Genomic DNA, 23,381 nt, shown 5'->3' with positions numbered 1-23,381 from the left:
TAAAAGAGAAAGAATCTGTTTTAGCATTTTTTATTGAGGTTGCAATCAGTCAAAGTTCTCCTCCGTTTATTCAAAAATCGACTGCAAATTTACATACTATTTTTTAGATTTCAAAATCAATCCCTATCAATCCAGTATGAATTTATTCAGGTTTTATGCTGACATAATTGTCCTGGTCTTTATAAAAATTAAGTTTCTGCTCCATAGAAGTGCGGATCTCCGAGATCAATTCATCTATGATCTTCTGCTTGTAAGTTGGCTTGTAATAGATTAGACTGATCTCTCTGTAAGGAAATGGCTTGATAAATCTGGAAACTTTTTGTTTTTGCTCATCTGATAATTGCTGGACGCCAATCTCAGAAAGAATCGTAATTCCGCCCACTTTGTCCACCATTTGGATCAAGGTATTGCCATTGGAAGCTAAAAATTCCAGGTTTTTTGGTTTCAAAGAATTTTCTTTCAGGTGACAGATATTTTCAAATTGAGTCCGCAAGCAATTGCCTTCTTCCAGAAGCCATACTTTATTCACATCTATATCCTCTGGAACTACAAAACAGTCCTTTTTCTGTCCGGATTCTGTACCGGAATAAAGCATCAGCTCTTCATTAAAAAGAAAATCCTGATAAAACTCATCCGCAGCAGAATAAGGCGTGGAAATAATACCAGCATCCAACTCTCCGGATTTCAAAGACTTGATGATGCTTTCCGTGGTCATCTCCTTGATATTAAGCTCTATCTGCGGATTCTTATTAAGGAAACTAAAAATCTCGTTTGGTAAAACATAGGTAGAAACCGTAGGAATAATTCCCAAATTAAGCTTTCCTGCAAGGATATTGTTAAGGAAATTAGCTTTGTTTCTCAATTCCATCACAGAATCAATCACTTTCTGCGCTTCTTTGATCAATTCTGCACCTGCATCAGTCGTTCTGATAGGATGTGTGGTTCTGTCAAAGATCTTGACATCCAGCTCATCTTCAAACTTTTGGATCATTGCGCTCAGCGTAGGCTGGGTAATAAAACAGGCTTGTGCAGCTTTGCCAAAATGTTTATATTTATCTACTGCAATTAAATATTCTAATTGTTGGATATTCACGACTTGTAATTTATTTTATCTATGACAAATATAATTATTAATTTGTTTCATAAATAAGTTTTTTTATCGAATTTCGCTTAAAAATAACATACATCAATAAAATCTGAAATATGGAAAACAAGAAAAAACTCACCAATTCTGTAGGTGCTCCTTACTACGAGCATCAGGATTCGCAGACTGTAGGCCCACGCGGTCCGGTTTTGTTACAGGATTTTATTCTTCAGGAGAATCTTGCACACTTTGTAAGAGAAAGGATTCCGGAAAGAATTGTACACGCCAAAGGTTCTGGAGCTTACGGAACTTTTACCGTAACACACGACATTACACATTTGACAAGAGCAAAACTTTTTTCCAGCGTTGGCAACTCCTGCAAGATGTTCGCACGATTCTCAACAGTAGGTGGAGAAATGGGCAGTGCTGATACAGAAAGAGACCCAAGAGGTTTCGCTTTGAAATTTTATACAGAAGACGGAAACTGGGATTTGGTAGGAAACAACACACCTGTTTTCTTTATCAAGGACGCTAAGAAATTCCCTGATTTCATCCATACTCAAAAACGTGTACCCAAAACCAATTTGAAAAGCAAAACGATGGTTTGGGATTTCTGGTCTTTGAACCCGGAATCTCTTCATCAGGTTCTGATCTTGATGTCTGACAGAGGAACGCCTCACGGATACAGACACATGCACGGATTTGGAAGCCACACTTTTTCTTTGATCAATGATAAAAATGAAAGAACGTGGGTCAAATTCCATTTCAAAACGCAACAAGGCATTAAAAACTTCTCTGACGACGAGGCTACAAAAATGAAAGGTGAAAACCCGGATTTTTCCCAAGAAGATCTGATCAAAGAAATCGAAGCTGGAAATTTTCCAAAATGGAAACTTTACATCCAGACCATGACAGAAGAGCAGGCGAAAGAATTCCGTTGGAATCCGTTTGACGTCACCAAAGTCTGGTTCCAGGATGAATTTCCTTTACAGGAAGTTGGCGTCATGGAACTGAATGAAGTGCCAAGAAACTACTTCGTTCACGTTGAACAAGCAGCTTTTGCACCAAGCCATCTGGTAGACGGCATCAGTTTTTCTCCGGACAAAATGCTGCAAGGCAGATTATTCTCTTACTCAGATGCACACCGATACAGGTTAGGTGTTAACTCTCATCAGCTGGAAGTCAACAGATGCCCATTCGCTGTGAACAATTTCCAGAGAGCCGGCCATATGGCAGAAGACACTGATTATGGTGACAAGCCAAATTATTTCCCAAACAGCTTCAGCGATGTAGAGCCTACAGAATCTTACAAGAATCTGGAATATGACTTGGACCATTCCCGAGTGGCACACTTTGACAGAAATCAGAATGACGATGATCATTACACGCAGCCCGGACTTTTCTACACAAAAGCTTTGGATCAGGAAGCCAGAACCGCTTTGGTAAACAACATCGTTGGACATCTTGGTGGCGTAGACGGACCCAAACGAGACGAGATCATCAACCGTCAGCTTTGCCACTTTTTCCGTGCGAATATAGAGCTTGGAATGAGAGTTGCGCAAGGACTTGGTGTCAATATCGATGCTAATGCGATGAATCACACCAAATAGACTTTGGCACGTTAGGACATACTCAGTCAAAACATAACCTTTCGATTTTTTTCGGAAGGTTTTTTTATTGATTTTAAGGGAATCAATAATTATTTTTCTAAATTCGCCTGCCTTTTCAAATGAATTTATGACAAAATTTCTATTCTCGTTAGCCACTATTTTTTTAGCAATCACAACATCCGCTCAACAAAAAATTTCCTTTGAAACTTCCGAAGGTTATCAACCCGGAACGGTTGTCGGGCAAAAAGAATGGACGGTAAAGACAGATAATGTGCCTAACAATAATTTCAAAGTGGTCACGGGGAAAGCTACAGACGGCAACAACTCTGTTGAAGTGACAAGCACTGGGGCGTACACGGAAAACATGTCTTTTCTTTTCAAAAAAATCCCTGAATACAACAGACTTTCAATCTCTGCAGATGTGAAATTGGAAAAACTGGACAAGTCGGATTACTATATGCTGTCTTTGTATTACCATAACAATGGCACTTACGCTTGGGCTGGCGGATTTAATTTTATGTACAGCGGTAAACTGTATGCGGACAGCGACGTCAATTTCTTAGATTTAGGAAACTGGACTGCCGGACGATGGTATCATCTAACGATTGAAATAGACCACGTCACAGAAAAAAACGTGAAATATTATCTTGACAATCAACTGGTTCACACGTCCGCCCTTGGCAATAAAGTAGTAAGAGCTAATGAGCTGAATTTCGAATTCGACAATGATGGCAGTGGTTTTATCGTGGACCATATTACCATTAAAGATATGGACCAATTGGCGGTACAGGAAATCACTAAAAATCAAATCAGTGTTTTTCCGAATCCAAGTTCTGATTTCATTACTATTAAATCTGAAGAAGACATCAAATCAGTTAAAATTTATGACATCAAAGGCTCACTAATCAAGTCTGATCAAACTTCGCAGATTGATATTTCCGCCTTTTCTAAAGGAAATTACCTGATTTCCATTGAAACACTATCAGGAATTGAAACCCAAAAACTCATCAAAAATTAAAACAATACAGACCCTTTCCAATCCAAGCTATCAATCAAATTGGCAGCTGTTTTAATTTCTTATCGATAAATTTTTCATTACTTTTGTAGCTATGAGTCAAAAATGGATCTATAAAACCGAGCCGGACGAAGACATTGTTGATGGATTAATTTCCTCTATTGGCTTTGGAACTTTAGAATCCAAAATCCTGGTCATGCGCGGCATCGATAATTATCAGAAAGCCCGAGAATTCTTCAAACCAAACGGTACAGACATTCACAATCCTTTTCTGATGGCCGATATGCAAAAGGCGGTAGAACGCATTGCAACGTCCATAGAAAATGGTGAGAAAATATTAGTTTACGGCGATTATGACGTAGACGGCACTACATCTGTTGCATTGATGTACCTGTACCTCAGCAAAATAGTTGACAAAAAATACCTAGACTTTTACATCCCGGACAGAAACGTAGAAGGCTATGGTATTTCTGATGAAGGCATTGACTTCGCACGAGACAACGGATTTTCATTGATTATTGCTCTGGATTGCGGGATCAAATCTGTTGACAAAATAGATTATGCCAATTCTGTAGGTGTGGATTTCATCATCTGTGACCACCATTTACCAGGAGACGAACTTCCGAAAGCGATTGCTGTTCTGGATCCTAAAAGAAAAGACTGCCGATACCCTTACAAGGAATTGAGTGGTTGTGGCGTTGGTTTCAAACTTTGCCAAGGTCTTAATACGATCTATAAAATTCCGGAAAGTGAACTGTTTGAATTGACGGATTTGCTGGCCATCAGTATCGCTTCTGACATTGTTGCAATGACCGGTGAAAATAGGGTGTTGGCGATGCAAGGTCTCAAATTTCTAAGAAAAACAAGGAAATTTGGATTGAGATTACTAATTCCGGAAGAGAAACTCGCGCATTTCGAAATTTCAAATATCGTCTTTGATATCGCTCCGAAAATCAATGCAGCAGGAAGGATTTCACATGCCAAGGCATCGGTTGAACTGATGATTTCCGACAACCTAAAACAGGCTCAGCAAATCGTGGAAGACATCATCAACCTGAATGACGAACGCCGCGAGATGGACATCAACATCACGCAGTCTGCAATGAGCCAAGCCTTGGAACTACAGCAAACAGCGCGTTATTCCACCATTGTTTATGATCCAAGCTGGAACAAAGGCGTGATTGGAATTGTTGCGTCCCGGCTGATCGAAAATTACTTTAAACCGACTTTGGTTTTTACCGAAGGAAATAACGGGGAGATGGTAGCATCTGCCAGATCTGTTTCGGATTTTGACATCCACAAAGCTTTGGAACATTGCGCCGACCTTTTTATGAAATTTGGTGGACATCAGGCTGCGGCAGGACTTTCTATGGAGAAAGACAAGTTTGAGGCATTTAAAATCAGATTCGAAGACTACGTCAAAAACAACATCCAGGAACACCAGAAAGAACCAACAATTTACGTGGACAGTGTGGTCAATCCTGAAGACTTAAACAGAGAATTTATCAATTTCCACAGAAAACTAGCGCCTTTTGGCCCGCAAAATATGAAACCTATTTTGGTTCTCAAAAATGTGAAAGTCAGTGGTTACGTCCGATTGATGGGGAAAGAAAGCACGCATCTCAAATTTAATATTTCCCAGCCGACAACAGGGAGAAATATAGAATGTGTCGGATTCCGATTTGGACAGTTTGCCGAAGACTTCAAAACTAAAACTTTCGATTTGGCATTCACCATAGAAGAAAACCATTGGAAAGGGAACGTTTCTCACTTCCTTAACATCAGAGATGTGAATTTCCGAGATTAAAACATCAATCAAACGCTCCCAATTCGGAAGCGTTTTTTTATTCTATTAATTGGCCGTCTTGCTGTAAAATCATTTGCCCTTCTTGTTCTACAGTCAAAGAAATTTCCGCCGCATCTTTTTCTCCGATGATTCCACGGTAAATTGCATAAACATATTCGCCTTTTTTGAAAATGATGGTGTGATTGCCACCACTTCCATCGAACTTAAGTTCTCCGTTTGTTAGAATTAAATCTGGTTTTGCAGCTTCTGATTTTCCGATTTTCCAAGAAGCATAACGGTATTTTCCATTATTCAATTCATCAATTCTGATCAGGTAACTTTTAGTTTTGATTTTGTAAGTCGGAGATTTAAAAACTTTCAAAGATGAAAACAACTTCTCCCTATCATTATTAATCAGACTTTTCTTTTGACTTATTTCAAAATCACTTTGATAATTGAGCGCTTTTATTTCCCCATCAGATTCAATCCATAGATTTCCATCGTCAAACATAATTCCCCTATAACCCACTTTTGACCATTGATCAATTTTAGAATTTGAAATTAGATCAATAATCTTCTTATCAAAAATCTGATTGAATCTTTTCTTTAACTCCGCTTCATTTTTAACTACAGGAATTGGATATTCTCTATTCAAAGGATAACTGATGATCTTAGAAATCCCATCGACATTCTTAGTTTGACATAATTTGATCAGTTTTTGAATATTTTCAATCTCGCTTTTGTCCAAATCATTTTGAGCAAACGAAAGATTGAATATTAATAATAAAAGAATAAGAATTCTATATGTCATCGTTTTAAATTTTACTTCAAAAAAGAATTATGTGCTTTTTCAAAACCGATCGTCGTAGATTCTCCGTGTCCGCTGAAAACTTTCGTAGATTCCGGAAGCGAGAGTAATTTGGTTTTGATACTGGTGATCAATTGGTCGTAATCGCCTTTGTAAAGATCTGTTCTGCCAATGCTCATCATAAACAGCGCGTCTCCGGAAATCACAAAATCATTGTCCTCATTAAAAAAAGCCACACTTCCCGGGGAATGTCCAGGAACATCGAAAACACGCATAATGTTAGAACCCAATACCAATTCATCGCCTTCTTTGATGTTTCGGATTTCACCTTTGAAAGCCGGAAAGAAGAAACCGTAATTCTTTGCCGTAAAAGGTGCTTTTTCCAAAATTTCCATTTCGTTAAGATGGATCAAAACAGGAACTTGAAACTCGTCATAAGCCCATTGCAGACCGATCACGTGATCGATATGCGCGTGCGTCAAAAGAATATTTTGTATTTTCAGGTCATTAGATTTTATAAAATCAGCCAGAACTTTGGTTTCTTCATCGGGCATATTACCTGGATCTATAAGAAAAGCCGACTTTTCATCGTTATAAATAACATAGGTATTTTCAGAAAATGGGTTGAAAGTGAAAGATTCTACGTGTAACATTTTATTTAATTTTATCTGTAAAAATATAAAACATTAACTTAGCAAGATGAAGGTATTTAGACTAATTTTTCTTTTTTTAAGTGCATTTTCTTTTGCGCAGGAGATCAAAAGCATTCAGGTTTTCAATCCAAAGACCAATGACGAAACACCTGTCATTGCACAAGGTCAACAGTTGATCTTAAGATTTGATGATCTTTCCAACTCCAGCCAGATCTACCGCTACACCTACAAACATTACAACAGAAACTGGGAAGAAGACGGATTGTTCTTCACAGAATATGCGAACGGTAGTATGAATGCGCTGATCGATCAATTCCAATATTCATTCAATACCTATCAAAAATATACGCATTACGAATTGACCTTCCCGAACGAGAAAATCCAGCCAAAAATCTCAGGAAATTACGAGATCATCGTGTACAAAGATTCTCAGGACAAACCATTATTCAAAAAGAGATTCTCGATCTATGAAGACGGCGCCAATATCGGCATCAATGTCACCAGATTCATTGATGCCAAAAATCCGAATGCGAAACAAAGACTGGAAATCATGGCAACAGGCAACGGCTCCGGCATTACGAACAATTTGTCCTCTTTATCACTGAGTGTCATTCAGAATAACAATTGGGGAATTGCCCTTAATCATATCCGGCCAAGTTCTACTTTGGGAAACCAGCTTCTTTTTCAGCAGTTAGGTTTGGCTTTTCCGGGGAATAATGAGTTCTATTATTTTGATAACAAAGTCATGAATCAGGCTTTGGATATGGTCGCAAATACAGAAAACATTGATGGTAAGAACTATACTTACCTTCATCCAGTGTGGGCTTATCCAGGCGATTATCAATACCAGCCCGACGTGAATGGCGCTTATTACTACAGAAGAAATGATCTTGGAATCGAAAGAGATGCAGACAAAGAAGGCGACTATTCCTGGGTTTATTTTGCGCTAGACAGTCAAAAATCTGACAAGGAATTCTATGTTCTGGGACTGTTCAATGATTATAAAGCTGACGCCAAAAGCCAAATGCAATACGACGAAAAAGCACAAAAATACCTCGCAAAGATCTATCTGAAACAAGGGTTTTACAGTTACATCATCGCCACAAAAGGTACGGACGGGAAACTGAATTATGGCGAGGTCAACGGGAACTTTTGGCAGACAGAAAACCTGTATCAGGCCTTTTTGTATTACACACCATTTGGCAGAAACTTCGATGGACTCATTGGTTACGGAGAGTTCCGAACGCCTATCAGATGATATTGAACCCAATGAACGCCTATCAAGGAAAAATCAAATACCATCTTCATTGGCTGATTGAAGTCATAGGTGGAGTTGATGCTCATTTCTCACTTTTGCGATTGCAATCATCTTCTAATACTTTGAAAATAAAATAATTTGAAGATGATTGTTGGTTTTGATCTTATTTGGAATATTTTTCGCTATTCATTATTTTAAAATAGACGCTTATGGAACTTCGCTTTGAAAATAACAAATCCGGAAACGGCGGTTACATCACCCTGAAAAATGAAACCGAAGATGTCGGAAGACTCACATACACCATTGTTCCGGAACTTAAAAAATTAATTGTCAGCTACGTGATGGTTTTTCCAAAATTCGAAGGGCAAGGTCTTGGAAAAAAATTAGTCGAAAAATCTGTAGAATTTGCCAGAAAAAATGGCTGGACAATAAAAGCGCATTGCTCTTACGCACACGCTGTTCTCAGCAGAAAACAGGATGTTGAGGATGTGTTTGTATCTTAACACCGTAAGACGGATGAGCTAATAAGCATCATTTACAATCAATACATCAATAAAAAATTCCGAATCAAGTCTGATTCGGAATTTTTTATTATTAAATACAATATCCTTTTTACATTGTTCAATTCTACCTGTTCATAGACATCAGGAACTCTTCGTTGTTCAATGTCGCTTTCATTTGCTTCTGTACAAATTCCATGGCTTCCATTGGATTCATATCGGCCAGATATTTTCTCATAATCCACATACGCTGCATCGTCGCCTCGTCCAGAAGAAGGTCATCTCTTCTTGTGCTGGATGACACCAAATCAACTGCTGGATAAATCCTTTTGTTAGCAATCTTTCTGTCCAATTGCAATTCCATATTCCCAGTTCCTTTGAACTCTTCGAAGATCACCTCGTCCATTTTGGAACCCGTATCGATCAGTGCCGTTGCAATGATGGTAAGCGATCCGCCGTTCTCAATTTTTCTTGCAGCTCCAAAGAAACGTTTTGGCTTGTGAAGGGCATTGGCATCCACACCACCAGAAAGTATTTTTCCGGAAGCTGGCGTGACGGTGTTATAAGCTCTGGCCAAACGTGTGATAGAATCTAAAAGGATCACCACGTCGTGTCCACATTCTACCATTCTTTGCGCTTTTGAAAGAACCAAATTTGCAACTTTCACGTGTTTGTCTGCCGCTTCATCAAAGGTAGAGGCAATCACTTCTGCGTTCACACTTCTCTGCATATCAGTCACTTCCTCTGGACGTTCGTCGATAAGAAGAACCATCATATAAGCTTCCGGATGATTGGCAGAAATAGCGTTGGCGATATCTTTCAGTAAAATAGTCTTACCTGTTTTTGGCTGTGCCACGATCATTGCTCTCTGTCCTTTTCCAATTGGCGCAAACAAATCAACGATTCTTGTAGAAAGTGTAGAACCTCTCCCTGCCAGATTAAATTTCTCCTGAGGAAAAAGTGGTGTCAGGTATTCAAAAGCAACACGGTCCTTGATAAATGCAAGATCACGTCCGTTCACTTCGGTAGGTTTCAAAAGAGAGAAATATTTCTCGCCTTCTTTTGGTAATCTTACAAATCCTTTTACAGTATCTCCTGTCTTCAAACCATAATTTCTGATCTGATTCGTAGAAACGTAAACGTCATCCGGAGAAGAGATATAACTGAAATCTGAAGAACGAAGGAATCCGTAATTGTCCGGAAGTATTTCCAAAACACCTTCTATGGTGATCAATCCATCAAAGTTGAATTCTTTCTTTGGGGAATTGTCCTGTGGGTTTTCGGATGGTTCTTTTTGATTGTTGTGTTGGGGAGAATTGGGATTTTGTGTTTTTTGCTGACCTCTGTTGTTGTTGGTCTTTTGCTGTTGCTGACGGTTATTCTGCTGTTGTGGCGCTCTTTGTTGAGGCTTTGCTTCCTCCGCTTTGTCGTCAATTTGTGGAGCAACTTCTGTAGGCTGAGTAGCCTCCGAAGGTGCATCATTTAGAACATCTTCCTTGTTTTCGGTTGGTGCAACTCTTGCTCTTGGTTGTTTTTTCTTGGGAGGATTTGTCTTTTTGACTTCCTCTTCCACAACCGGAGCTTCTGCAGCCACAGGCGTTTCTACTAGGACAACCTCTGTTGTAGAAACCTCTGCTTCTGGCTTCGGTTTTACTGCAGGTTTCCTGCCTCGTTTTTTAGCAGGAGCAGCTTTTTCCTCAGAATTGTCTTCTGTGTTTTTATTCATATTTTCCTGATTGGCGTTTAGATAATCTTTAATGATTTTTGGGTTAGAAGCCTGATAATCCAGAATGGCGAAAACAGTGTCTTCCGGAGAGCTTTTCTTTGCCAAATTGACGCCTAAATCTTTAGAAAGTTTGGTCAATTCCTCTTCGGATTTTGACTTTAGCGTTTCAATATTAAACATATAATGCGTAAAAAAGTAAATTTATTTTGTAAAAGTAAGAATGAAAATCAGGCGATTATCATTTTTAATAGGTGATTACAATGCAAATCTACATTAATTTTTGAATTACGCAAAAATTATTTTATTTTTGCAGACCATTTATTCCCTTTTAAAAAAGGAATTGATTAAAAAGAATGTTACAAAGAATACAAACAATCTGGATATTTTTAGCTGTTTTAGGCGCTTTGTTCCTGAATCTTACAGCTCAGGATTTTGATATATTGGGCGGAAACATGCTCATTAATATTTCTACTATCTTATTGATATTATTAGGATTGCTAAGTATTTTCAGTTTCAAAAACCGAAAAAGACAAATTTTGCTGAACAACATCAGCCTGTTTATAAACGCTTTGTTGGTTGGTTTTTTGATTTATTGGCTACAAAACTTACCCGGAGGAATCTCTTTTCCTGAGAAGGGTATTGAGCCGGTTTTCTCAGTGATTGCGATTGTATGTTTGCTTCTGGCAAATGTGTACATCAAAAAAGATGAGAGGCTCGTAAAATCTGTAGACAGACTTCGATAAGCTTACGACGATTTTTTTGAGTAAGAACAGCTTCCTTTTTTGGAGGCTGTTTTTTTTTACTTGTGATTATTAAAGTCAATGGTAACAAATCCGAATAATGAATGACCTATCTATCATCAATTAATCAGCCACTATGAAAAAATTAAGCCTTATTCTTTTTATTACTCAATCAATATTTTCATTTGCTCAAGAAATCCCTCAAGAAAGGGTTGTACAAATTATTTCTACTTTGGCCTCTGACGAGATGAAGGGCAGAAAATTCGGAACACCGGAAAATGATAAAGCTGCCGAATACATCGCATCGGAATTCAAAAAAAATAATCTGGATTATTGCTTTGGCAACTCTTATCTTGTCCCGTTTGAATACAAAGAACAGAAAGGCTTCAACGTTTGCGGTATCAAGAAAGGAAATTCTGAAAAAAGCTTGGCTTTCTCAGGGCATTTTGATCACATCGGAACTAATAATAAATCTGGCGACAACGTCTACAACGGCGCAGATGACGACGCAAGCGGAATCTCCGCAGTGATAGGTCTTGCAGATTATTTCAAAGATAAAAAGACAGATTACTCAATGGTTTTCATGGCTTTCAATGCAGAAGAAATTGGCCTTATCGGCTCCAAAGCTTTGTCAGAAAACAAAGACTTAGATCCTGTTTTCAATAACATCTCGGCTCTTTTCAATTTCGAAATGCTGGCAACAGAATCTCAGTTTGGCAAAAATGCAGTTTTCATGACTGGAGATGAGTTTTCTGATTTTGATGAATTAATTAATACAAATGCCGTAAATGGTTTGAAAGTTTATCCAGATCCATATCAAGGTCAGCAATTGTTTTACCGCTCGGACAATGTGAATTTCGTTAAAAGGAAAATCATCGCCCATTCAATCTCAACAGTTGATATGAACAAAGCGACGCATTATCACGCTGTGAATGACGATATAAAAATCGTAGATGCGGAAAACCTAACTAATATTATCAACAATTTCGCAAAAACAATTGAGAAACTGAACACCAAAAACTTCCATCCAAACTACAATAGTAAAGTAAATTTCGATTTCTAAACGTCTTCTCAAAGAACTATTTATTTTCCGTAATTTTGCAATTCAATTTTTTTGAATGAAACCATTTCAACGTATCATCAGTATTGCCAGACCGCATCAAAGATTTTTGTGGGGCAGTATGTTTTTTAATATTTTGTATTCTCTTCTCCAGATTGCTTCTATTGGAACTTTACTGCCTATTCTATCTGTGATGTTTGGAACTGTGGAAAAAGTAGACACGTCAAAAGTTCCGGTTTGGAGTGGTAGAATTGCAGATTATTTTGGTTACCTCAAAGATTGGGCATATTACACGATTCAGGTTAATATGGACGAGCACGGAGGTATCAAGGTTTTAGCCGTTCTCTGTTCTATTACTGCGGTTGCGTTTTTACTTAGAAATATTTTCAGATATCTCGGTTCTTATTTATTGGTGAATTACCGTGTGGGAATTACAAGAGATCTTCGTACTTTGATGTATGATAAATTTCTGAAGCTACCTGTTTCCTTTTTTACGGAACAAAGGAAAGGCGATATGATGTCACGGATTTCCAATGACATAGGCGCAGTAGAAGGCGGCATTATGGGTTCATTGGTAGATATCGTGAATTCGCCGTTTATGATTATCTCATCCCTTACAGCATTATTTCTTTTATCCCCAAAACTGACTTTATTCTCATTAATTGTCTTCCCGATTATGGGTTGGATCATCTCTTGGGTAGGAAAAAGTCTGAAAAAACAGGCAAGATTTGCTCAGGAAGAACTGGGAAATCTTTTTTCTCTGGTTGATGAAACCTTAAAATCTTCGAAAGTGATTAAAATTTTTAATGCTGATAAAATCCTAAAAAACAGATTCAATAAAACGACAAGTCAATGGCAGCATCACGCCATTTCTATGAGCCGAAGACGGGAACTGGCTTCTCCAATGAGTGAGTTTCTTGGATCTATTACAATGCTGATTATTACTTACTATGCCGGAACTGAAATTATCAACGGAACCAACAAGGACCCTGCAACATTTTTAGCTTTTATTGGTGTTTTCTTTCAGGTTTTGGATCCGGCAAAACGATTATCCAATGCAATTTCTGCAATACAGGGCGGAATGGCGAGTCTGGAGAGAGTCTCAGAAGTTCTGGATTATGATCTTAAAGTAGAAGAAATCCCGAATCCAACATCTATTTCTGAACTTAAAGATAAAATAGAGTTCAAAAATATTGGTTTCTATTATGAGAAGTCCAATCTGATTCTTAAAAATGTTTCCATCACTTTACCAAAAGGAAAAACTGTCGCTTTGGTAGGACAATCCGGAAGTGGAAAAACCACGATTGCCAACTTATTAGCTAGATTCTACGATGTTTCGGAAGGCGAGATCCTCATAGACGGTCATAACATCAAAAATCTAAAACTGACAGATTACCGCCAGCTTTTGGGAATGGTAACGCAGGAATCTGTTCTTTTCAATGATTCGGTTTACAACAATATCCTGATGGGAAATCCTGACGCCACCGAAGCGCAGGTGATAGAAGCTGCAAAAGTTGCCAATGCTCACGAGTTTATCTCTCAGCTCCAAGACGGTTATTACACGAACATTGGTGATGATGGAAACAAACTTTCCGGCGGACAGAAACAACGCGTTTCTATCGCAAGAGCAGTGCTGAAAAATCCACCGATTATGATTTTGGATGAGGCAACTTCTGCCCTGGATACAGAATCCGAAAGATACGTTCAGGAAGCTTTGGAAAAAATGATGGAAAACAGAACATCATTGATCATCGCACACAGATTGTCCACAATTCAAAAAGCAGATCACATCGTGGTGATGGAAAAAGGCGACATCATAGAGCAAGGTTCCCATCAGGAATTGATGGAAAAAAACGGCACTTACAGAAAGCTGGTCGAGTTGCAGAATTTTGATTAGAAGCTATCCTACTTCCAATCCATTTCACTGGCAAGTTTGAAAACATGGGAGATCTGTTTCTTTGGAGAAGTTGACGACCGCCATCATTTGTTTTCCTCATCAATTCTTCTTTTTAGTACAAGCTTGCAATCTGAGCAGCAGATGATCTATACCCAAATCTCCAAAAGCACTCTCCAGCAGCTGATAAGACGGATTTCTGGCTTTCTCAAAAGGTGTAGCAGAAATGATGGTCCCAGCACGGCTGTCTATCATCTAAAAATCCGGCCCGATAATTTCCGGTTTTGTCATTTTATTTTTCTTTGTTAATTAGATTTTCCAAGAGCTTTTCAACTTCTGATTTTTGTCCCGCATACTTTAACTGAAGTTCACTTCCCTCACCCATTCTGGAATAATAGACCAAAGCTTTTTCTCCGAAGAATTTGATGTAGTAATCAGAAAGCGTCGGGATCTGCGGAAAATTGGTATGGAAGAGCATTTCGTAGTAAGCTTGCCATTCTCGTTCATTCTTATCGGCAATCATCATTTTGGGGGATTTTTGACGTACGTGAAGCATCTCGTGAGCCAGCATATTGAGAACCAAAGTGAGATCAAAATCGAAGAGGTTTTTGGGAATCATCACGTGTTGCAGTTCTCCGAGTTCTCCATTCGCTGTTAAGAGGATTGATGTTTTTTCTAATTCTTCTCGGAAACCAAATCCGGCAAAGTTATCGTCGTCCAAATCGAATTGGTGAATGAGGAATTTCGCGCCGTCTAGGATTTCGCCAGTTTCTTTGTAAGCGTTGAGGTTGAATTGTAGTTTTTCGTAGTTCATTTGGGTTTTTTGTAGATTTTAATATGATCAAATTTACAACTTAAAGACAAATGTTCAAAATATGTCGTCACCGCGCCCCGACTTGAGTGGAGCTCTTTTTGGCATTGCGAGTGTAGAAATGGTCTATGGTTTGTGTCTCGTCTTTCGCAATGACAAAAAAGCGGGAACCCTTCGACAAGCTCAGGATAAACTACGGCGGATAAAGGCGCCCAAAAATAAAAAATCCCAGAAAATTCCGGGATTTAAATTGTTTATGTTGAAGCTTTAGAATTCCATACTTACCTCCAGCTTTTCTGCAAGGAGTTTGGAGACTTTGACTTTCAGTGGCTCGATATCGATGTTTTGCATGGCGTCGTTGGCGAAAGCGTAAAGCAACAATGCTCTGGCTTCTTTCTTGGAAATCCCTCTCGCTCTCAGGTAGAACATGGCATCCTCATTCAGCTGTCCAACGGTACATCCGTGGGAACATTTGACATCGTCTGCGAAAATCTCCAACTGTGGTTTGGTATCGATGCTTGCGCCTTCGTCCAACAGGATATTATTGTTTTGCTGATAAGCATTGGTTTTCTGCGCGATCTTATTCACAAACACTTTCCCATTGAAAACACCGTGCGATTTGTCTTTGTAGATGCCTTTGTAGTTCTGGTAAGATTCGCAGTTGGGCGTGTTGTGATGAACGGCCGTGTGGTGATCTACCAATTGGTCTTTTCCGATGATCGTGATGCCGTTCATAAACGAATTGATATTCTCACCGTTGTGAATGAAATCCAGATTGTTACGAACCAATTTCCCTCCGAAAGTGAAGGTGTTCACGGTCGTCAAACTGTCTCTTTCCTGTTTCGCAAACGTGTGGTCTACGAGGTAAGAGGTGTCGTTGTCATTCTGCAATTTGTGCCAATCGGTTTTTGCATTTTGATACGTGAATATCTCTGTCACAGAGTTGGTTAGTACAAAAGATTCGTCCAGATTGTGATGACTTTCTATGATTTCCACTTTGGCACCTTCTTCTACGATCAAGAGATTCCTTGTGTTGTAAAAGGTGTTTTCTTCCTGATTTTGAGAAAGATAGAAAACATGAATCGGTTTCTCAATCACTACATTTTTCGGAACTCTCAAGAAGAATCCGAATTTGCAGTAAGCGGAATTCAGGTTAGTGAACGCCAAATCTTGGTTAGCGATGGTGTTGAAATATTGATCAAAAACCTCTCTGTGAGCGGGATCATTCAACGCGTAATTGAATGATAGGAACTCTGCATTTCCGATGGAGATCTTAGAAAATTCTTTGTGAAGTTTCCCATTGATGAAAACAATTCTGTCAAAGTTTTCCTCCCCAAGATGAAGTGCATCCAACTGCTCTCTCGAGATGTGGTGCTCTTCTTTCGGGAAAAAGTTGTAGTTTTTCTCCGTGATCTCTTTCAGGTTGGTGTATTTGTATTCTTCGTCTTTTTTGGTTGGAAAACCTTTTCCGGCAAAAGCCTGAAGTGCATTTTTTCTCTCTTCATCCAAAAAATGGTGGTGAAGGGTTCCTAAAAAATCAGAATGTTGATGTATTGTCTGTTCAAATAAAGCCATTGTAATGGTTTGATTTTGCATCTGTTAGAAGATTTGTTTTTAGTTTAAAAGCCAATCGTAGCCTTTTTCTTCCAATTCCAGTGCTAGAGATTTATCTCCTGTTTTAATAATTTTTCCGTCTGCCAAAACGTGTACGAAATCTGGCTCGATATAATTCAGAAGTCTTTGGTAATGCGTGATCAAAAGAACCGCATTGCCTTCATTCTTGAACTTGTTGACACCATCAGCAACGATTCTCAAAGCATCGATATCCAAACCAGAATCTGTCTCATCTAGGATGGCTAATTTTGGATTCAGCATCATCATTTGGAAGATCTCATTTCTTTTTTTCTCACCTCCGGAAAAACCTTCGTTAAGTGATCTGGAAAGGAAATCTTTTTTAATGCCTAGTTGCTCAGATTTTTCGCGGATCAGACCAAGCATTTCTTTTGCGCCCATATCTTCCAGTCCGTTTGCTTTTCTGGTCTCATTAAGCGCCGCTTTGATGAAGTTGGTAACAGAAACGCCGGGAATCTCTACCGGATATTGGAACGAAAGGAAAATCCCTTTGTGCGCTCTTTCTTCTGGCGCATCTTCAGCGATATCGTAGCCTTCGAAAAGGATGCTACCTTCTGTCACTTCGTAATCTTCTTTCCCTGCAATCACAGAAGAAAGCGTAGATTTTCCGGCACCATTAGGTCCCATAATTGCGTGAACCTCGCCTGGTTTGATCTCAAGATTGATTCCTTTTAATATTTCTGCGCCATCTTCAATTTTGGCGTGTAAGTTTTTGATTTGAAGCATTGTATATTGTTTAATGCAAATATTATGTATAGTTTCTTTATTCTTTTATCCTACGGAGCCTTCGAGTGAAATCTCCAGTAATTTCTGAGCTTCAATTGCAAATTCCATAGGAAGCTTGTTCAAAACTTCTTTACTGAAGCCGTTCACAATCAATGCAATTGCTCTTTCTGTATCGATTCCTCTTTGGTTGCAATAGAAGATCTGATCTTCTCCGATTTTGGAAGTCGTCGCCTCGTGTTCCAATTGTGCTGTAGGATCTTTGATCTCGATGTAAGGGAACGTGTGTGCGCCACATTCGTTACCCATCAACAATGAATCACACTGGGAAAAGTTACGCGCTCCTTTTGCAGAAGGCATTACTTTTACCAAACCTCTGTACGAGTTTTGAGATTTACCAGCAGAGATTCCTTTAGAAATAATTGTTGATCTCGAATTCTTACCGATGTGAATCATCTTGGTTCCCGTGTCAGCATATTGGTGATTGTTGGTTACTGCAATGGAGTAAAATTCTCCGATTGAGTGATCACCTTTCAAGATACAAGATGGATATTTCCAAGTTACTGCAGACCCTGTTTCCACTTGCGTCCAAGAGATTTTGGCTCTGTTTTCACAAAGTCCTCTTTTGGTCACAAAATTGAAAACACCACCTTTTCCTTCCGCATTTCCCGGATACCAGTTCTGAACAGTAGAATATTTGATCTCAGCATCATCCATTGCAATCAATTCCACAACTGCGGCGTGCAGCTGATTTTCGTCTCTCGATGGCGCGGTACAACCTTCCAGATATGAAACATAACTTCCCGCATCTGCAATCACCAAAGTTCTTTCGAACTGTCCTGTTCCTGACTGATTGATACGGAAATAGGTTGATAATTCCATTGGGCATCTTACGCCTTTTGGGATGTAGCAGAAACTTCCGTCCGAGAAAACTGCGGAGTTAAGCGCAGCGTAGAAGTTATCACCTCTTGGAACTACTTTCCCAAGATATTTTTTAACCAAATCCGGATGATTCTTAATCGCTTCTGAAATAGAGCAGAAGATCACACCTTTCTCCAACAAAGTTGCCTGGAAGGTTGTTTTCACAGACACAGAATCTATCACGATATCCACCGCAACGTTTGCCAATCTTTTCTGCTCTTCTATGTTGATTCCTAATTTTGCAAAAGTGGCCAAAAGCTCAGGATCCACTTCATCCAAACTTGCTAACTCGGGCTTCACTGTGGGAGCCGCGTAATATTTGATCGCTTGGAAATCTGGTTTTTCGTAATTGATATTGGCCCAATCCGGTTCTGTCATTTTCTGCCAGATTCGGAAAGATTCCAAACGCCATTCCGTCATCCATTCCGGCTCTTCTTTCTTTGCAGAAATAGCGCGCACGATGTCTTCACTCAGTCCAGTCGGGAAATCATCATACTGGATATCAGTATAAAAGCCCGCCTCATATTCTTTAGTTTTAAGGTCTTCCCTTAAATCGTCCTCTGTATATTTTGCCATAATTAATTAAAAATTTAGAAATTAAGAGATTTAGAAATTACTTTTTTCCTAAATTGTTCTTTTCCAAATATTTTATGAAATGATAAACTTCTTTTGTTATTTCTAAACATTCTTCGTTTGTAGCATTAAAAGTTTGTTCATCTATTTTTTCTAAACTATATAAAACAAATAACATATTTCTTACTTCGGCACAACTTCCTTTTGCTATCCAAAGAAATCTTATGAATTGTCTGTTACTGCCATATTCTGAGCCTTCTGCAATATTATTTTATATTGATAAAGCAACTCTTTTTAATGGGTCTTTAAGTGAAATTTCTTTATTAAGCTTTTCATTTTCAAGAAGTTTAAAAATTTTAACTGTAAATGAAATAGTTTTCTTGTAAACTGGAAAATTTTCAAATGAAGCAGTCATAATTGCTAAATCTCCTAATAACTTAATCTTTTAATTACAAAGAGAAACTCTCTCCACAGCCACAAGTTCTTGCAGCATTTGGATTGTTAAAAATAAAACCTTTCCCATTCAATCCGCCAGAATATTCCAGCATTGTACCGGCAAGATAAAGGATGGATTTCTTCTCAATAATGACTCTAACGCCGTTATCTTCGAAGATTGTGTCTGTTTCATTTTTTATATTATCAAACTTGAGAACGTACTCCAGACCGGAACATCCGCCAGATTTTACGCCTACTCTTATATAATCTGTTTCAGGGTTAAAACCTTCTTCGGTCATTAGCTGAGCCGCTTTGGATTTTGCCTGATCGCTAACTTGTATCATTATTTTTATTTAGAATGATTTGAGTCCACAAAAGTACGAACTAATTTCCGCAATCTCAAATCGATGACATCTATTTTGATGATTTTATGACATCCGCGCAGATTGCTTTGGTAATGAAAAACAGTTTGTTAATGTTAAATTGTTGTCAAAAAAAGGAACAATTATTAATTCTCAAATTTCTTATAATTAACTTTGCTTGATTTTGTTAATCAAAGAATCAGTTATAAACTATGAAGAAGCTACTTATTTTGATGGTGATGATTTCCTTTTTCGGAAAAGTTCTGAGCCAGACGGAACGTTACGTCTATCATACGGAAGTGAATCCGGACACCATCAATCTGGTGAATATGAAAGTTGAGAATACGTTTTTGGATATCAAAGGGAACCAATCCTTGTTCATCAGCGAAAGCAAATTGCTGAGAGACTCTTTGACCGCTGTTCTGAGACAACAGGGAATTACTGAAGTTAAAAAATCTAAAAAAGACAAATCAGAGTTTCCAAAACTACCCAATGGCAAATCTATCCAACCCACCTTCTTCGATTATTTCATCACCAAAAACCGGGATGACAAATCTGTGAATTTTGTGGAAAGCATAGGGTCCAAACAGGTTTACTATCCGGAAGACCGCAAAATGATCTGGGACATTGCTGCACAGGTTGCTGAGTTTAATCACTATAAAATTCAAAAGGCAACGATGCCTTTCGGTGGCAGGATTTGGACTGCTTGGTTTGCGCCAGAGATTAAGACTTCTGATGGCCCTTATAAATTTCTCGGACTTCCGGGATTAATTTTAAAATTAGAAGATGACAAAGGCGATTACAGATTTAGTTTTGTAAAAAAAATCAATATAGAAAAAGCCTATTCGGAAACCATAAAATCTGATGCCAGAAAATCCACAAGAATCAATTTCCAAGGAGACAAAGCATCTGTGAGAATGGAAATGGTAAAAAATAAAGATCCCGAGATCAACTTTGACAGCTTCAACCGCATGAACCAAAGAAATGGAATGAACAACGGATTCGGAGGTCAAGATCAACAGGCTGGCGGAATGGGAGGACCACCCAATATGCCCCTGGAAAATCCGCAAGGAAGCACTTCTGGAAACACTGGAGGCGTTATGAACTTCGGGAATACAAACCCAATAGAATTAAGTAATAAATACTAACCCCATGAAACTTTTAAAAATATTGAGTCTGCTTGCCATGCCACTTGCGATGGCTCAACAAAGCACACGTTTTATCTACCAGGCAACGTTGACGCCGGATTCTACAAATATGGAAAAAAAAACAGAGTTAGCCTATCTGGATACGGACGGGAAAAAATCTTATTTCTATGCGGAGAATGCGATGAAGCGAGATTCTGTAATGGAAAGAATGCGTGCGACGAAAAATTTTGACCGTAGTCAAATGGAAAATCTGAGAAGCAATCTGCAATTTACAATCGAGAAAGATCTGGTCAATCAAAGTTTGGTATACAAATCCAGAATCGGAAGAGATAATTATTCTTATTTAGAAACGCCAGTCTTTGAATGGAATATCTTACCAGAAACCGTAAAAATTGGTGATTACCAAACACAGAAAGCAGAAACCAAATTTGGTGGAAGAACTTGGTATGCTTGGTTTACACAAGAAGTTCCTTTGCAAGACGGGCCGTACAAATTCGGAGGTTTGCCTGGATTGATTGTAAAAGTTCAGGACTCGGAGGGTGATTATTCATTTGATCTGATGCAGACCAAAAAGATCGCAGAAGTGCAACAGCCACAGACCAGAGGCCAGTACATCACTATTCCAAAAGCAAAATATACAGCCATGGAAAGCAACTACCAGAAAGATCCAATCAGCTTCTCTAATTCTCCAAGTGGAGGCATTGCTGCACCAATGAGCATGTCCGGTGGTGGAAACCGACCAGCAATGGACCCCAAACAAATGCAGGCGATCCAAAAAAGAATGGAAACCGAAATCAAAAGCAAGAACAATCCTATCGAAAGAAAATAAAAAAACCGCCTCATTATTATTTTGAGGCGGTTTTTTTATGATTTTCTTATTTCCTTGACTTCTTCAATTTTATCCTTGAAATAATCCTTTTTCTGCGGATGTTTTTCAATGAGTATTTCGTAAGCTTTGATGGCTTTGGAATACAGTTTCTGCTCAACATACAACTTTGCCAAAGTCTCTGTCATGAGGTGCGAAATGTCATCTTTTTTCTCCTTCACCACAAAGTTGACCTCATCTTTCAGTTGAGAGATCTTAGGGTTTTTCTCTATGAATTGATCGATGATTTTTTCTTTGACCACGGTTGTTTTCTCGGCAGATTCCGCAGTTTTTGGTCTGTCGATCTTCAGCCAGCTTTGCCAAGTGTTGATGAATATTCCCACATTACTATCCATCAGCTCTTCGTCTTTTGGTTTTTCAAGAATCGGAGGAATTTCTTTCTGATCTGTAATCTTGGACACCTGATTTCCGAAGAATGAAACATTCAGTACTGGTCTTTCCGCTTCACTGGCCTGAGGTTTTTCTTCCGTAATTGCAAGTTCGACAAGGACGATCTCCTTCTTCTCTTCAGGTTTTGGCGTCTCTTCCTCGGGAATAATTTCTGATTTTGGCTGTTCTTTTTCTGCGGTTTTGCCAATCAAAGCATCTGGCGTATTGGCAGAGAACGACATTGGTTTCCAGGCAGCAACAGGCACTTCTGTAACTGCTTCTATTTTAACACTTTCCGGTTCCAAACTTGTGGTTTCAATAACCGCTTCTTCTGGTTTTGAGGCTTCACCATGAGGCTTATTTTCAAAACCAATTTGCTCTTTTGTTCTGTCATCAGCTATTTCGTGAATAGACTGGTTTTCGGTTTCTACTGTTTGTGCAGATTCCACAACGTCGAAAGACTGCGTGTCTCCAAAGCTGATCTGGCTTTTATCAATTTTATCTTCAGAGATTTCCACAAATACAGGCTCTTGATAGTTTGGTTTGGAAATCGGTTTTTCTTCTTGCGGGATTTCTTCTTTCTTAAGCTCTTTTTTAGGTGGATTCAGATAATCCAAATGATTTTTCGGAACAGAGAATTTGACTTGAGGCAGAAATTCTTCGATACCATTGAAACTGATATTCCCGGAAGAATCCTCATCCAGAATCTGTGTTCTGCTTTGAGTCTCTACCTCTTTTTCTTTAGGAATTTCCAAAACCTCTGCTACTTCTGTTTTTTCAGAAATCGTTTCTTCTGAACGGTTTTCATCATTGATGATCAGGTTTTCTTTAATCTCCAAATCATCTTTCACAGTGATGACACCTGATTCCTTGGTTGCTTCAAAGTCTATCTCTTGTGCTTTTTCTTCTAGAAAATTTTCTTCCCCTTCGTAGAGCAAACGGTTCTTTTCTCCTTCCACAAGAATAAACTCTGGATTTCCCTGATTTTCTGATTGTATAATTTGATCAACATCAAATTTATTAAGAACAACTGACGCGTCCTTAATTTCCGGTGAATGTTCTTCTGTTTTCTCTATGATATCTTCTGCTGTTGTTAAGTCGTTCCCAGGCGGACTTACAGCAATCTCACGCCCCATTTCTTGAACTTGCGGTTCATCTTTCTGCGTATTTTTCTGAAAATTGATGAATTGGTAAAGTATCTTTTTATCTGTAGTATAAGCTGCAGTTTTAGAAAGATTTTCTTTATAATTTTCAGTTTTATAAAGATTGATCCCGAAAAGATAAAGTGCACGGATACTTTGTGCATAAGGCATTTTTTCTGATTCCGACTCCAGGATCTTCAGATCTGATTCGGTCATTGTTTTTGGATTCTTTATTAATTCTAAAA

22 protein-coding genes and 1 pseudogene are annotated in these 23,381 nt (G+C 38.6%); 11 read left to right on the top strand and 12 right to left on the bottom strand.

Features of this window, described 5'->3' with window-relative positions; translation table 11 throughout:
- Window positions 1-142: 142 nt before the first annotated feature.
- Entirely contained in the window at window positions 143-1,093 is a 951-nt protein-coding gene (locus F564_RS0101430) for a hydrogen peroxide-inducible genes activator (RefSeq protein WP_028121029.1), read from the bottom strand.
- A gap of 110 nt (window positions 1,094-1,203) precedes the next feature.
- On the opposite strand from F564_RS0101430, the gene F564_RS0101425 reads away from it, so the two are divergent.
- From F564_RS0101425 to recJ, 3 genes are all read left to right on the top strand, one after another.
- Window positions 1,204-2,694 carry a catalase gene (locus F564_RS0101425; RefSeq protein ID WP_028121028.1) on the top strand — a complete coding sequence of 497 codons (1,491 nt, stop codon included), beginning with the start codon at window positions 1,204-1,206 and terminating at the stop codon, window positions 2,692-2,694.
- 127 nt (window positions 2,695-2,821) lie between these two features.
- Window positions 2,822-3,712, top strand: coding sequence for a T9SS type A sorting domain-containing protein (locus tag F564_RS0101420; RefSeq protein WP_028121027.1), 891 nt, complete (start codon window positions 2,822-2,824; stop codon window positions 3,710-3,712).
- Window positions 3,713-3,803: 91 nt separating this feature from the next.
- Window positions 3,804-5,516 (top strand): single-stranded-DNA-specific exonuclease RecJ, encoded by a 1,713-nt coding sequence (gene recJ, locus F564_RS0101415; protein WP_028121026.1) that lies wholly within the window; start codon window positions 3,804-3,806, stop codon window positions 5,514-5,516.
- A gap of 37 nt (window positions 5,517-5,553) precedes the next feature.
- Here recJ and F564_RS0101410 read toward each other — a convergent pair whose 3' ends face one another.
- Window positions 5,554-6,306, bottom strand: coding sequence for a hypothetical protein (locus tag F564_RS0101410; RefSeq protein ID WP_028121025.1), 753 nt, complete (start codon window positions 6,304-6,306; stop codon window positions 5,554-5,556).
- Between the two features lie 11 nt (window positions 6,307-6,317).
- Complete coding sequence (locus tag F564_RS0101405; protein WP_028121024.1) at window positions 6,318-6,956, bottom strand: MBL fold metallo-hydrolase; 639 nt, start codon at window positions 6,954-6,956, stop codon at window positions 6,318-6,320.
- Between the two features lie 46 nt (window positions 6,957-7,002).
- Here F564_RS0101405 and F564_RS0101400 point away from each other — a divergent pair, with 46 nt between their 5' ends.
- From F564_RS0101400 to F564_RS0101395, 3 genes are all read left to right on the top strand, one after another.
- Complete coding sequence (locus tag F564_RS0101400) at window positions 7,003-8,214, top strand: type IX secretion system plug protein (RefSeq protein WP_028121023.1); 1,212 nt, start codon at window positions 7,003-7,005, stop codon at window positions 8,212-8,214.
- Window positions 8,211-8,351 (top strand): hypothetical protein, encoded by a 141-nt coding sequence (locus F564_RS20500; protein WP_154656776.1) that lies wholly within the window; start codon window positions 8,211-8,213, stop codon window positions 8,349-8,351. Before F564_RS0101400 ends, F564_RS20500 begins: the two co-directional genes overlap by 4 nt.
- A 72-nt stretch (window positions 8,352-8,423) precedes the next feature.
- Window positions 8,424-8,717 carry a GNAT family N-acetyltransferase gene (locus tag F564_RS0101395; protein ID WP_028121022.1) on the top strand — a complete coding sequence of 98 codons (294 nt, stop codon included), beginning with the start codon at window positions 8,424-8,426 and terminating at the stop codon, window positions 8,715-8,717.
- Between the two features lie 124 nt (window positions 8,718-8,841).
- Here the strand turns inward: F564_RS0101395 and rho are convergent, their stop codons facing one another.
- Window positions 8,842-10,620, bottom strand: coding sequence for a transcription termination factor Rho (gene rho / locus F564_RS0101390; protein ID WP_028121021.1), 1,779 nt, complete (start codon window positions 10,618-10,620; stop codon window positions 8,842-8,844).
- 173 nt (window positions 10,621-10,793) lie between these two features.
- Here rho and F564_RS0101385 point away from each other — a divergent pair, with 173 nt between their 5' ends.
- The 3 genes from F564_RS0101385 (at window position 10,794) to F564_RS0101375 (ending at window position 14,137) form a co-directional block, all read left to right on the top strand.
- The gene (locus F564_RS0101385; RefSeq protein ID WP_028121020.1) at window positions 10,794-11,183 is read left to right on the top strand and encodes a DUF4293 family protein; all 390 of its coding nucleotides are present in this window, start codon (window positions 10,794-10,796) and stop codon (window positions 11,181-11,183) included.
- Window positions 11,184-11,316: 133 nt separating this feature from the next.
- Complete coding sequence (locus tag F564_RS0101380; protein ID WP_028121019.1) at window positions 11,317-12,243, top strand: M28 family peptidase; 927 nt, start codon at window positions 11,317-11,319, stop codon at window positions 12,241-12,243.
- 55 nt (window positions 12,244-12,298) lie between these two features.
- Window positions 12,299-14,137 (top strand): ABC transporter ATP-binding protein, encoded by a 1,839-nt coding sequence (locus F564_RS0101375; protein WP_028121018.1) that lies wholly within the window; start codon window positions 12,299-12,301, stop codon window positions 14,135-14,137.
- Between the two features lie 99 nt (window positions 14,138-14,236).
- Here the strand turns inward: F564_RS0101375 and F564_RS20495 are convergent, their stop codons facing one another.
- The 7 genes and pseudogenes from F564_RS20495 to F564_RS0101335 all read right to left on the bottom strand — a co-directional run bounded on the left by F564_RS20495 (window position 14,237) and on the right by F564_RS0101335 (window position 19,573).
- The gene (locus tag F564_RS20495; protein ID WP_154656775.1) at window positions 14,237-14,389 is read right to left on the bottom strand and encodes a hypothetical protein; all 153 of its coding nucleotides are present in this window, start codon (window positions 14,387-14,389) and stop codon (window positions 14,237-14,239) included.
- Window positions 14,390-14,426: 37 nt separating this feature from the next.
- On the bottom strand, window positions 14,427-14,948 hold the full coding sequence (locus F564_RS0101365) for a hypothetical protein (protein ID WP_028121017.1): 522 nt from the start codon (window positions 14,946-14,948) through the stop codon (window positions 14,427-14,429).
- A gap of 264 nt (window positions 14,949-15,212) precedes the next feature.
- A complete protein-coding gene (sufD, locus tag F564_RS0101355) occupies window positions 15,213-16,520 on the bottom strand; it encodes a Fe-S cluster assembly protein SufD (protein ID WP_028121015.1) in 1,308 nt (435 codons plus the stop codon).
- Between the two features lie 39 nt (window positions 16,521-16,559).
- On the bottom strand, window positions 16,560-17,303 hold the full coding sequence (sufC, locus tag F564_RS0101350) for a Fe-S cluster assembly ATPase SufC (RefSeq protein ID WP_028121014.1): 744 nt from the start codon (window positions 17,301-17,303) through the stop codon (window positions 16,560-16,562).
- A gap of 45 nt (window positions 17,304-17,348) precedes the next feature.
- Window positions 17,349-18,797 carry a Fe-S cluster assembly protein SufB gene (gene sufB / locus F564_RS0101345; RefSeq protein WP_028121013.1) on the bottom strand — a complete coding sequence of 483 codons (1,449 nt, stop codon included), beginning with the start codon at window positions 18,795-18,797 and terminating at the stop codon, window positions 17,349-17,351.
- Window positions 18,798-18,834: 37 nt separating this feature from the next.
- A pseudogene (locus tag F564_RS21180) lies at window positions 18,835-19,209 on the bottom strand (four helix bundle protein).
- 34 nt (window positions 19,210-19,243) lie between these two features.
- Window positions 19,244-19,573, bottom strand: a complete 330-nt coding sequence (locus F564_RS0101335) for a HesB/IscA family protein (RefSeq protein ID WP_028121012.1) — start codon at window positions 19,571-19,573, stop codon at window positions 19,244-19,246.
- A 230-nt stretch (window positions 19,574-19,803) separates the two neighbouring features.
- Here F564_RS0101335 and F564_RS0101330 point away from each other — a divergent pair, with 230 nt between their 5' ends.
- Window positions 19,804-20,739 carry a GLPGLI family protein gene (locus F564_RS0101330; protein WP_028121011.1) on the top strand — a complete coding sequence of 312 codons (936 nt, stop codon included), beginning with the start codon at window positions 19,804-19,806 and terminating at the stop codon, window positions 20,737-20,739.
- Between the two features lie 4 nt (window positions 20,740-20,743).
- Window positions 20,744-21,568, top strand: coding sequence for a GLPGLI family protein (locus F564_RS0101325; protein ID WP_028121010.1), 825 nt, complete (start codon window positions 20,744-20,746; stop codon window positions 21,566-21,568).
- Window positions 21,569-21,603: 35 nt separating this feature from the next.
- On the opposite strand, the gene F564_RS19790 is transcribed toward F564_RS0101325, so the two are convergent.
- On the bottom strand, window positions 21,604-23,352 hold the full coding sequence (locus F564_RS19790; RefSeq protein WP_051259523.1) for a hypothetical protein: 1,749 nt from the start codon (window positions 23,350-23,352) through the stop codon (window positions 21,604-21,606).
- Window positions 23,353-23,381: the final 29 nt, after the last annotated feature.

Source organism: Epilithonimonas tenax DSM 16811 (genome assembly GCF_000428485.1).
Lineage (GTDB): Bacteria > Bacteroidota > Bacteroidia > Flavobacteriales > Weeksellaceae > Epilithonimonas > Epilithonimonas tenax.
The sequence above is the reverse complement of the archived record's forward strand: the minus strand, read 5'-3'. Positions and strand labels throughout refer to the sequence as shown.